Consider the following 13042-nt stretch of genomic DNA (forward strand, 5'->3'; position numbering starts at 1 on the left):
AATTATTTTCTATATTTAATTGGAAATATAATTTGAAGACCAAATCCTATCGTTGGGGTAAGTAATACCACACGAGCATCATTATCCTCTGCAATTAGTTTTACCAGCCACATTCCTAAGCCTGTACCTATCTCTTCCCCAGTAATAGCACTGCGTTTCGTCGTGAAAAAAGGCTGAAATATATCATAAGGATTGGTAATATCTGCTGAAAGACCAGGACCACTATCACGATAAGTACATACAATATTATTTTCTGTTGTTTTAACCGAAATTTCGATAACACGTTCACGCTCTTCCCTCAAACGAATAAAAGCCTCAATTGAATTAGAAATTAGATTATAGAATATACTATCAAAATCTATTTCAAAAGCTCTCATACAAGCATCATCTACATTAGAATGAACAAATCGAATTTTACGTTCAGCAAGGAGTCCTGACCAAACATCATCAAGTTTATTAAAATAAGGCGCAAAACTAACAGTTTTTCTTCTACGCTTATCCTTTTTGACTATATCGGTAGAGAAATTGAGCCAACGTTGCATCTTTATATCGTTTTCCTTTGCTTGTTCAAGCAAAATAAATGGATTCTTTCTTCTTTCCTGCGAAAAATCTTTTTTACAAACCTTGGCATTTAAAAGTTTTATAATTTTATCATATCGATAATCGAGAGAATCGTTGAGTTTACTTAAATCATGGGCAAACGAAGCTAGCATTAAACCACTACTTGCTAAGGCACGTAGTATTTTTTGCTCTTCACGCAAGTTATTTATTTCCTCGGTTTTCTGCTCGTTAACAACAGCTAACAGATGTAGTTTATAGTCTGTAGAATTTTCATCCGATTGATATCCTTGGTCTCTTTTGCTATCTTCAATTATCTTGTTAACAAGTTCTTCTGCACGTTCTCTATCCCTTGCAGCACCATTACGAAACTCATCATCGGCCACGAGTTCACGAGCTATCAAAGAACGGTCATCTTCAAATATCTTTATAATGCTAACAAGCAACTGTTTGAAAATAGAAAAAGTCTTATTCTCTTGTAAACCTTCTCGACTTGACTTATCCTCGAAATCAATATTCGAAACTCGTGATATAAGGATAGAGCCAGCTATATTCTCAGCTTCCACTCGGTAGCCACCTGACTTTTTTGCTATACCAGCAGGACTATTATTCTTGCGCATACCAAGCCCTAACCAATCGAATGCCGAATCACCCTTCTCGCCATAAGGTCGAACCCTGAAACTATCACGAAATATTTTTATACCACCATATTTGTCCAACCAACTTTTCCTAAGATTATATGGACATTGGCGATAAAAGAAGCGAGCATCTTCTTTTTTTGAAGAAGAACGTTTCAAGTAATAAAAAGAAAAATCAAAAGCACCAATTCTTGCCAATATTCCATCTGTATCTGTATCACGAAAACCTGGAATCAATTGTGAAAAAGTACGAGTAACATCCCAGTAACCACGTAAAAAAGTTTCTCTACAATATTGATATCTTTTCTGATTTTCACGTTCGAAGAAAGAAGGAGGTATAGCTTCTATATTATATTCATGACGATATATTCGTATATTTACATTTTGATTACCATCTGCATGTGCTACTACCTTATAATCAAAATCATCACAGAACAGACTTTCAACTTTTCCATACTTTTCAGGATTATCTATAGACTGAAGATAAATCGAGAAATCTTGTCCTTCAGACGGTGGCACCAAAACTCCCAAATCATCGAACACACGACTAATATTCTCATCATCCCATATATCTCTTAACTGCGAAATTTTTAATATTGTACCATGGCATATAAGATTGGAAGCGACTAATTGCTTGAGTGAAGCAGATAAGGCTAAATTGTTAAAACAATCCATATAAGTTTTCCCTTTAATACCTACTAATTCTGCACCTATCTTATCTATAGTAACTTCGTCTTTCTCAAAATCATTCCAATTTACACTCCAATAATAACCTTTATACGGAGTTAGCTTACCTTCTTCATCTTTGTCAACATGAACTTCAGAATTAAAGAAAGTAAACATTTCACAGTGTTCACCTAACTTATCAAGAGCAAAACGCCCAATACCTTTAGCTCCAGCTTTTACCCTTCCCCCATGAGATAAAAAATTACTAGACTTATTATCTGTACCAATTGTCATCCAATAATTACGTATTATGTCACCTGTCATACCTTCTCCAGCGTCAATAATATAAAGAACAGAGTTCTTTTGCAACTGTTGTTTCAAGATTCCAATTTGCTCTATATTGACGTCAGATTTCTCGATATATATATCTTTATCTAATTGGTATATAGAACTAAGCAAGTTAGGGTCACACCCTAGTTCCAGAAGTTTTTTATAGTCTAATTTACTAAGTTCCTTATGATATACTCCATACTTATTATCTACAAGTACGACACAGAACGGACTATCTGCATCATACCCATTTTTCACAAGTTCTATAATTGCACCTTTGGATGTAGCAACGTTCTCGCGACCAATAAGACGAGCAGTACGTGCAGAAACTTTAAAAGGAATTATATTTGCCATAAATATGATTTTTCAAAAAATAGTTTACTAAAGATTCTATTTGTAATTGAGCTGCAACATTGAACAAGATTAAATCATTGAAGCTAATTTAATCAAGAATTCCACACACTTGCTCAATTTCTCAAATGGTGTATTTGTCGAATTCTTTACTTGAAATGCAAACGAAGAATATTGGTATTTTACAAAAGAACTGTCACAAAGCAAATCGAGCATTTTCAATGAGTATTCAAGCCATGTTCTAAACATAGCCTCATTCAGATTCGGGTTACCCATAAGAGAAGTCCCCTCATTGATAACCCTATATATACCATTATTCATCATTACCTCCTTTCTCTTGAGCACCTACCAGACTATTGTGGTATTCCATGGTCAACAAGTCCTCCGTTTTCTTTTGTTTTCTTTTCTTGATACTGATACCAAAGCCCTCGAAACTCTCAAACATTGGAAATATGATTAATACCAGCCAGAATAGAAAAATCAGATTATTGCCATTAAAATCCTCTGTAAACGACAAATCTATGCAAACTTTGAAATTCGACAAGACATATATCGTGGTTACAAGGAAGACCAAGACATACCAGTAATCCACTAAGCGGTTACGAATGCTCACTCCAAGAGATTTCAAACATTTCCACAGATTACCAATGCCTAAATGACATAGATAACCTATCAATCCACCCACTAGCATGGCAGCCAATGTTGATAATACAAATACCCAAATTTTAATATACATAGTCATCATTTTTGTTATTTATTGTATGTAACAGTATTTATTAATCGGTATCATGGTGACGCATAAGCCAATACCTCCATAACTAATCCCAGCAAATAAGGTCGAACCTTATTATACTACGGAGTGTAAATCCGCAGCCCCCTTACGGGAGAGCTGTGCAAATGAGTGCAGAGTCAAGCTCGCTTTCATATTGCCGAGTGCAGCCCGCTTTATCAATAAAGGAAGGACTGGTGGGTTTTCGAAATATCCAAGTCATTTCACATCCAACATTCTTTCATGCTCCTTGATCTCCTCTTCCGTGAATCTCATTTTGAGCAGTTTGGCAGGAATACCACCGATGATACTGTATGGAGGAAAGGACTTCGTGACCACAGCACCAGCAGCCACTACCGAGCCATGACCGATAGTCACACCTTTCAGGATAGTCACATTCGCACCACACCACACATCATCCTCGATGACGACCGGCTGGTCATATACATTCACACCATCCACAAACTTATCCTCCACGGTAACATCCGCGATATATTTGCCCAAGAGGTCAATACGATGATCACCGGTGATAATTGTAGGTTTAGGACCGAAGAGTACCTTCTGGCCAATAGTACACGGTGCATCCGTACAATAGATAGTACTCCCTTTAGGAATCGAAGTACCATCCCCTACCGACAGGTTCCACAATCCCTTGAAATCCGAAGACATCGGACGAATATATACCCCTTTACCACATTGCTTCATGCACCGCTTCCATACAGGAGTCCACATCTTGTCCCACAGATAAGAAGGGACAAGACTTATCTTTTGTAATATCTGAAAAATGTTCATGATTTCTAAAATGAAATAAAGAGCCTAATTGGCAAGATGATAAATCGAATTCAATTTCTCAACATACTTTTCCGGACAGAACTGATTGAAAATCGTTTCTCTGGCAGCCACGCCCAACTTTCTCAAAATACTTCTGTCCTCATCCAGTCGTTTGATGGCAGAAACAATAGAATCGCTGTCATGGTCAGTGATAAACATACCATTCACACCATCTTTCACCACTTGCGGAATACTGCCTACAGGAGTCACAACAGGAGTCACACCATAGCTCATGGTTTCCAAAAGCGACATCGGCAATCCTTCAAAGTAAGTAGGAAGGATGAAAGCATCCAGACTTCTGAGAAAATCACACTTTGATTTACCCGAAACCAAACCAGCATATTCAAAGCTGTCCCCCAAGCACTGGTCAAATTGCGGAAGATACTCCCCTTCCGTTTGTTCCTTGCCAGCGATAACGAGTTTAAAAGGATATTTTTCCTTTTTCAGTCTTTGGCAAGCCACCAAGAGTTCCGTCATTCCCTTATTAGGTTCTATACGCCCCAGATAACCGATACGTAGCGGTTTTGATTCATCATGAAGGACCTGTTCTTTTTCAAAAGCAGCAGCATCACTCAGATCCACACAGTTAGGCAACACGGCAACCTTCTTAGCCCCAAATCTCTCAGTCAGGATATCCTTTTCCATATCACTCAATACGATGAAAGGCAGATCCTGCCCAAACACCCATTTCATGATACGCATGAGAATACCAGGTATATGAGGAGCCGTCAGGAACAGACCTCCATGCACATGTACCACCATCTTTCTGCCATTCTTCCAGGCATATCTCATAAACCATGGGTCACGCAACAAAGAAGCTTTTGACAGCGGGAAGTTATAGTGCACAATCGCATCAGGATGCAGAGCAAGCACATTCTTCCACTCCCTATATTTCTTTATCAAGGAAGGAATGCGATGCCATCCCCCCTTTTCCCTATCCTTCTTACCAAGTTCAAAATGCAAGTAGTTTTGCTTCCGATTATTACTGATAATAAATTGCGTTACAGAAGAAATGCCACTCACATTCACCTTCGGATTCAACGAAGGAGAAGTTATGATTATGTTCATCATTATTTTTCTATCTTAGAGATCTTTTGCTGCAATTCATTTGTTGCCTTCCAGAATTCAGACACAAGGCAAGAACCATAAAGTACCCCATACCCTTACCCGAAAGATAAGAAGAATCAGCAGTACTTTCCAAAGCCAATGCCAAAATTGCCATCAGCGCCATTCGATAATATACGATATTAGGAATCTTATTACATTCCCATAAGCGTCTCTTCCAGAACCAAAGGAAGAAAAAGAGTCCCACAATACCAAACTCTGCCAAGGTAGGATAGAACGCATCCGCCAAGAACATTGGATTAGAAGGATCCAATCCCCATATATTATTTAGTTGATATTTAAAATACAAAGGAGAATACTCCTTAGCTGCTGCAGCCGTTCCAAAAGAGCCTAATCCGCTACCAAAGGGGATATAATCTTGAAACATTATCTTTACTCCCGTTTCATAGGTAAGCGGACGCGCCATTTCTGCAGCATCGGTTTGAAATCCCTCGACATAGTAAGCATTAAACTTCGTCCACGTGAAGAATATAACGACACAACCTAAAGCTGCAACTTTCAACAAAGTAGAAACCGAAGTAAAATTGATTTTACTTTTCACGAATATCACCAAGGCAATAAACACCACGCACTCACCGAAATACTTAGACTTGCCTGATATCAATCCTAAGAGCATAATCAAAATAGCAATATTCCGATTCCGTTTGGTCTGTTTAGAGAAAAGATAGTAAACCATAGCGCAGCAAAGAGCAATTTGTCCTAAAGCAGCAGACTCTTCTCCACCATATGGTGTTACAAGAGAGGGTTTAAACTTGAAAGCTATTAAATATCCAAAGAATGATAATAACATAACTTTTTTGATTTGCATTTTCTGTCTATCGTTAAATTGCGGAGCCAACATCCATGTCAAATAGAACACTGCATAAGGCCGTAACTGCTGCAAAAAATCAAGATATATTCCTCGGAACGTAGTCACTTGAATTAAGAGTGAATAAACCAAATAGAATATCATCAACCCTATATAAATATTGATTTCTGTCGTTCTGCTTTTGTCTTTAACCAAAAACCGCAACTTAACAAAGGCATAACCCAGGAGTAATACTGTTAGGATTTCATCACTCCAATCAAAATTTATTGTAACAGTAAATGCAATACATACTGGGAAATAAATAATCCAGAACCAAGTATAAAATTTTGCTATACCTTTCATTTTATTATATTATATTTTATTCTTTATATTAATTAAAGCAAGAACTAAAAATTCCGGTAAAAATCGTTTTAAAATTTCTTTCATAGAAAACTTCTTGTCAACCCAAGTTCCTGCATAATGGTGTATCGTTCGAGTATTCTTTTCCACATGAATACGACCAGTTGTCACATTGATCGGACAAAAATACTCTGAAGGATATATAAAGCAGCCGGCCACTTCCTGTATACCAGCCACATTCTTCAATCCATTTTCACGAAACACCTGCGTAGCGATATGCACCACGGTTATTTGATTTTTCATCACAGCCTCATGCACAAAATGCTTACCCTCATAAAAATCAAGCATTTTTTTGATAATGCCGAGGCCTGGGGCCACCCCCATGCCGAGGCCTGGGTTGACGCTCGCTTCGCTCGCGTCAGCCTTTAACTGCGGCTTAGGATCAGTTTCAAATCCCATAAAGTTTCCCTTATAAATAATGTCATCAATAGGTCGAATCACCTCGACATCTGTATCAAAGTATATTCCACCATATTGATACAGTATCCAGAAACGAGCATAATCACTCACAAAGGCATATTTCTTTGCTTTATATGCCTCAGCAGTATAAGGAATGATATTCACATCAAAATTATCCTCATTCCACTCCTTAATTTCATAATCTGGTAAATACTTCTTCCATGAAGCAATGCACTTCTGTGCAAGTTCAGACAATGCTCCTCGTCCAAACCAACAATAATGTATTATTTTCGGTATCATATATCTAAATTATTTTCTATAAAACACTTTTTTACTTTCCAAAAGCTATTTTTTCTATCAATACGCCTTTATGTAAAACAGATCCAACAAACATAGATAGACATAAGACAATTACTGCAATAAAGATAGACAAAAATAATGAAAGCAATATATTATCAGTAGTTTCCATCCATTTGTCTAAAAAACCAAAATGGAGATGGCAAATAATAAAATAATGAATCACATAAATATCTAAAGTCCTTTTACCTACGTATTCCAATATTTTTTCTAAAGGAGAGTTTTTCCCATTTCGTGCAAGAAATAAGGTAACAATAACATATAGCATACAGAAAGGTAGAATAATATGCCTATTCAAACTCAAAAAAGCATGAAATGGTATCTCTATATTAAACAAAACTATATAGCTAAATAAACAAACAGAGAACAACCAATTTGATCTTTTAACTTTATCCAATAATTTATATTTAGTAGTAAAAACACCTAACATAAAAAAAGGATAAAAATTACCACAATTAAGCAGACAAAAATAATCTGCATTTCGTGCTGTATATTTCCATAGTAAAAACATACCCCCCCATACGAACATGGCTAAGACTACATCAAAATACCATTTTTGCTTAACATTAAATCGATAAAGACTTAAGGATAGGTAAAAGATAGTTAAAGTCATTAAATACCAATATCCATATTTACTTGGAGATTCAAGGAATCCAATAATTCTTTGAAAAAAATCTGAAGAAAAAACATTTGAGAATAATAAACCAAACACAAGCATGGGTAAAAGTAAAGCTCTTGTTTTTCTTATTATTTTAGACAAGCTCCAATATGGAGGGATAACTCCAGAACAAGCGACAAGCCCAGATAAAAACATAAATAAAGGCATATGAAAACTACCTACAAAAGCAGACAATATGCTATTTGAACGTTCAAAAGCATAATAATAGACATGACCTAAGACTACTAAAAATATAGCCAATCCTTTCATTCGATCAATATAATCTATACGTTGTATCATATACTATAAAATAAACTTGTTCAACATTATTTTTAATTTTCAAATAGAACTAACATCCTCTCTCGAAGATACTGACTTTATTGCATTTTCCAACTTTTCCAATAAAACCAATGATATGTCAATTTCATTTTCTGCAATTGGAGGCAAACCTTGATATCCATGTGATGTAGGATGCAAAGCTACTTTCTGTAACAATCTCAATTCCTCAAGTGAAGGCTTAAGTTGACTCAAGAAGTCATGATTTCTAAAATTTTCTATTTTCTCTTTTAGTCTCTTAGCTAACTTAAATTCATTGCCATTCGTTACGTTAGAATATATTTCATCCACTAAAGTATAAATATCTTTCACAACATCACCTTGTTTAGATAAATGTATATGTGCATTTGGTGAACACATTTTATCTAATAAATCCTTAGTTTCCTGTAATTCGCCAATATTATTCATACTACTCAACTTATAAACAAGTATTTCAAAGCGCCTACGCAATTTATTTCCAATAGTTGCCGCAGAATCATTTCCAATGTTTTGCTTTATATCACTCGTTGTTTCTTCAGATCCATCCAGCAACTTTCTTTCATCAACAATTTTTGCTAATTGATAAAACTTCCAATCATTTTCTTGCTTTGCTACATTTTGAATGATATGGATAAAGAGATTATAAAAACCAATGTTATGCGTGAGTACTATTTTTTGGATTCCACTCGTTTTTTTCAACAAGAATTTCATCATAAATATCCTATTCGGCATATCTAAGCTATTAAAGCAATCATCTAACACCAATATTGTATTGTGATTCGACTCCTGAAAATAGCCAATAGACTCTATCAAGATAATAAACTTAATGACATGAATTATAGATTCATTGAAGAACTTATAAAGTTCTATTGACTTCGGTATCTTATTTTGAGAATTTTCAACAGAACATTTTCCATGAATGTCAACAGAATGAACTTTAACATCCGCCATCCAAAAGCACTCTACTAAATCCTCATTAACGCAATCTATTATCAAATTTATAAAGTCTTCACTTATCCAATTTGCATAATTATCTATATGAGAAAAATAAGCGTTATTTATCAAATCTTCTATACAAACAACATCTAATTGAGCGATATTTTTATAATTAATCAAGAAAACATTATCGCTTACGATACTATGAGAATCAAAATTAACTCCATCTACATTTAACGTAATACTTTCATTATCATCATATTTATATTCATCAAGCACCTGCCGTTCTTCATCAATTCTTGCTTGTCCAACAATATTTGGAGCAATACTTTCTCTCAATAAACGTTCTCTGAAATAAAATAATTTAATCCCTTCAAACAAAGACGATTTTCCTGATCCATTTTCACCATAAATCAGAACATTATCACCATTGGGATTCAATGTAAAATTATCTTTAAATGCCTTAAAGTTATGCAGAAGAAGAGAATCCATTATAACTACTTTTTAAAATAATCCAAAAGAACCGACTTGAGTTTTTTTTCACGTCTCATAAAACAATCTAAAGACAAAGTTTTAGAAGTGCTAAAAATATCGCAGACATCATCGAGTTTGGATGTTAAATAATACTGCATTTTAGCTTTTAAGCTCAACGATTTCTTTGGGATGTCTAACACGACAAAATTTGCTATATTATTATTAATCTCATCGAAATTCTTTGTATGCCACTCTATAGGCAACATTTCAAAATCACGTCTATAAATGATTTTATCAAAATATATATTACTCTCATATTTATCCGGGAACATGAGATAATGAGCTAAAAGAGCATAGCCATTTCTTAACAACCCCAAATGATCAAAATAATCTTCATCTATATCGCTGCAATCGTAAGGTTCTATTTTTTGATGCTTCGCAATAAATTTGTTAATACGATATGTTTCATATTTTACCTGTATAGTTGCACCACGATAATAATAATACTTAACTATCGTTCTTAAGAAGTTTTTCAGTTTTTCATCTTGCTCTATACCTTCAGTAAATAAATAGTTCACCAGAGCGTATCTTGGATATTGGTTAGAATATTGAGATATCAGTTGAAGCATTTGAGCAACTTTAATTGACATTTTTTCTGGCGCATTTAGCCATTGCAAAATATTAGTTATAGTCGACAAGTCCTCTATCACCTCTTTATATGGTTTTGCACTAAGAGCCGAATTATTGTCACGTGTCAAATATTCACGTAAGCTACCTTCATTAGTTGTAACACCTTCTTTTCCACGCAATATATGGTAATAATAACGGAACAAATCGTCAACACTTATTTTTAAGTCTGCACAAATGGCATTAAACTCAAGCCATTGCTCTATAAATTCATCTCCTCTTCCTTCCGCCTTTGCACTTTTATATAAACGAGCTTTAAATATATCAGAATCTTCCAATATTTGACCACGATTATTGATCGTTTCAAAAATTGTTAATGCTCTATCACTTGCCTCTTCCATATCCTTTCCATCAAGTTCAATCGGAAGTAGGTATACACGTTCCAAGAAATAGACCAAAAACTCTGTTTTCTTTTCTGGATGTTGTAAATTATCATAAAATTCAGACATCCACTTATACAAATAAAGTGCATTTATCTCTATACTACTATATTTTTTCTCATTCTCCAATTTGTGTTTTACATTTGATATTTCTAACCACAAATTTTCAAATGTTTCAAGAGAATAACTTAACACAGATTCTATATTTTTTTGGTCATCATGTTCGTATACTTTTGAATCTATTCGAGGTAAAGAATTATCAGACAACACAGACTCTACCTCTAACAATCGAACAAGACGCGATTTATCTGGATGTAAGATAGTCAACACTTTTGTAAATAACCATAATGTAATTAAACGTTGTTGTCCATCTACCACATTAGGTCTGCTCGTTTCCATATTACTCCGTGCCATAATAATATTACCTACAAAGTAATCTTTGTCATTCAAGAAAGCATTTGTAATGTCAGAATAAAATTGATAACACGTATCCTTATTCCAGGAATATGGACGTTGATATTCAGGGATAACATAGATATCTTCCCCACTATTAAAGAGATTAGTTATACTCTTTTGCTCAGCTCGTAAAGATAATGCCATTTTATATAATTATTTTTTAATATGTTTTACTAATTCATTGGCTTTCTTATATTCTTCATGGCTGCCAATATCAAGCCAATAACCAGTTATCGGATAACGAATAACTGTTTTACCTGCTGCTACAGCATCATTCATCAGGTCGGTAGCATTATAGAATGTATTCTTTGGCATATTCTCTAATAGCTCACGTTTGATGAGATAGATGCCTGCATTGGCAAAATAATTGTAGACAGGCTTTTCTTTTACTCCCTTTATATTTCTACCTTCTAATTCAAAAATTCCATAAGGAACAGAAATAGAATATGGAACAGCAGCAACAGACATATCTGCATTATGCTCCATAAAATGAAGATAGAAATCCTCATAATCTATATTAGTAAAGAGGTCTGAATTCATCACAAGTACCACATCATTATAGAACTTTGCAACGAATTGTGTTGCACCCATTGTTCCTAAGAACTGTGGTTCTTTTATACAATCAACTTGTACCCCATTTACAGGGGTAGCAAAATGCTCCTCCAATTGTTCATGCAGATAATTGACTGTTACAGAAATATGCTTAATACCATTCTCCATCAAACTGTCTATATTATAATCAATAATAGGTTTACCCCCTACAGGAAGCAATGGTTTAGGAGTAGTTTCTGTTAAAGGACGAAGGCGGACTCCCTTTCCTCCAGCCATAAGTACAGCATCAATAGGAAGTCGGGTTCTTTGTTTCCTTAGATTAACAACATCAACTATTTTCATATCGTTATCAAGCACAGGAAGAAGTTCTATTCCTTTTTCTTTTGCAATGTGTATAGTTTTAACGTCACATTCTGTAGTTCTTATATATGTAAATAATTTATTAGCAATTTTAATAACGTTACTTTCCAAACTTTCACCCTTTATCAGTCCGCGGCGAATATCACCATCAGTAAGAGAACCGATTACACTATTTTTCTCATCTACCACAAACAGGGTCAATGCATCCATACCGCCTATTGAATTAATGGCTTCTAAGGCTTTTAACAAAGTTACATCCGACTTAATCAAATATTTTGAAAACATATTATTTATTTTTATAATGTGATTTACTTTTGAGTTTTGTTTATAATCGACTCAACAAACAAGAAGTCATAAATATCATCAATATCGATTGATGTTTCTTTTGACATTACATATTTTATTCGTTTATCAAAGCCACCTAATCCTTTTTGTTTAAGAGCTTCGACATTAATGACATAGATGGCGCCATTGAACTCATAAAATGAAGGAAGGGACTGCCGACCACCTGCATGTTTATTATATATAAGATTAACGAAGCCATCATCATTATCATTACATAACACAGCAGGAGCATGTGACTTCGTTACAGAGACGACCATATCAATATCATCTCTATATAAAGTAATTGCATCCTTTACTTGTTCTATAGTACGCAAAGGTGAAGTTGGCTGCAAAAGAAGAATCTTATTAAACTTCTTGCCTTTTTCTTCATAAAACTTGACAGCATGCAAAAGGACATCATTTGTAGACGCTGTATCGGAAGCAAGTTCTATCGGGCGTACAAATGGCACATGTAAGCCATATTTTTCTACTACATCAATAATCTTTTGATCGTCAGTTGACACACAAATATTATCGTCTATTGTGATGGCTCGCGCAACATCTATTGAATATGCTATTAGGGGCTTACCACAAAGATTCTTAATATTTTTACCAGGAAGTCCTTTACTGCCACCTCGAGCTGGTATAACTACTAAAATATCTTCCATA

Annotated in this window: 11 protein-coding genes; all 11 read right to left on the bottom strand. The window is 34.8% G+C overall.

Annotated features, from left to right (window positions below; genetic code table 11):
* Positions 1 to 2: 2 nt before the first annotated feature.
* The 11 genes from F7D20_RS11835 to F7D20_RS11885 all read right to left on the bottom strand — a co-directional run bounded on the left by F7D20_RS11835 (position 3) and on the right by F7D20_RS11885 (position 13041).
* Positions 3 to 2546: a sensor histidine kinase gene (locus tag F7D20_RS11835; RefSeq protein WP_158464217.1), complete on the bottom strand. Its 2544-nt coding sequence runs from the start codon at positions 2544 to 2546 to the stop codon at positions 3 to 5.
* A gap of 310 nt (positions 2547 to 2856) precedes the next feature.
* Complete coding sequence (locus F7D20_RS11840) at positions 2857 to 3288, bottom strand: hypothetical protein (RefSeq protein ID WP_158464218.1); 432 nt, start codon at positions 3286 to 3288, stop codon at positions 2857 to 2859.
* 243 nt (positions 3289 to 3531) lie between these two features.
* Positions 3532 to 4104 (bottom strand): acyltransferase, encoded by a 573-nt coding sequence (locus F7D20_RS11845; RefSeq protein ID WP_158464219.1) that lies wholly within the window; start codon positions 4102 to 4104, stop codon positions 3532 to 3534.
* Positions 4105 to 4128: 24 nt separating this feature from the next.
* Entirely contained in the window at positions 4129 to 5214 is a 1086-nt protein-coding gene (locus F7D20_RS11850) for a glycosyltransferase family 4 protein (protein ID WP_228114186.1), read from the bottom strand.
* A gap of 7 nt (positions 5215 to 5221) precedes the next feature.
* Entirely contained in the window at positions 5222 to 6418 is a 1197-nt protein-coding gene (locus F7D20_RS11855) for a hypothetical protein (protein WP_158464220.1), read from the bottom strand.
* Positions 6419 to 6427: 9 nt separating this feature from the next.
* Entirely contained in the window at positions 6428 to 7174 is a 747-nt protein-coding gene (locus F7D20_RS11860) for a glycosyltransferase family 32 protein (RefSeq protein WP_158464221.1), read from the bottom strand.
* A 31-nt stretch (positions 7175 to 7205) separates the two neighbouring features.
* Entirely contained in the window at positions 7206 to 8189 is a 984-nt protein-coding gene (locus tag F7D20_RS11865) for an acyltransferase family protein (RefSeq protein WP_158464222.1), read from the bottom strand.
* Between the two features lie 39 nt (positions 8190 to 8228).
* The gene (locus F7D20_RS11870) at positions 8229 to 9632 is read right to left on the bottom strand and encodes an ATP-binding protein (RefSeq protein ID WP_158464223.1); all 1404 of its coding nucleotides are present in this window, start codon (positions 9630 to 9632) and stop codon (positions 8229 to 8231) included.
* 5 nt (positions 9633 to 9637) lie between these two features.
* On the bottom strand, positions 9638 to 11281 hold the full coding sequence (locus F7D20_RS11875) for a DUF262 domain-containing protein (protein WP_158464224.1): 1644 nt from the start codon (positions 11279 to 11281) through the stop codon (positions 9638 to 9640).
* A 9-nt stretch (positions 11282 to 11290) separates the two neighbouring features.
* Positions 11291 to 12334, bottom strand: coding sequence for a nucleotidyltransferase family protein (locus F7D20_RS11880; protein WP_158464225.1), 1044 nt, complete (start codon positions 12332 to 12334; stop codon positions 11291 to 11293).
* A 23-nt stretch (positions 12335 to 12357) separates the two neighbouring features.
* Positions 12358 to 13041 carry an acylneuraminate cytidylyltransferase family protein gene (locus F7D20_RS11885; protein WP_158464226.1) on the bottom strand — a complete coding sequence of 228 codons (684 nt, stop codon included), beginning with the start codon at positions 13039 to 13041 and terminating at the stop codon, positions 12358 to 12360.
* Position 13042: the final 1 nt, after the last annotated feature.

The organism is Segatella copri, assembly GCF_009495355.1.
In the GTDB taxonomy this organism is placed as follows: domain Bacteria; phylum Bacteroidota; class Bacteroidia; order Bacteroidales; family Bacteroidaceae; genus Prevotella.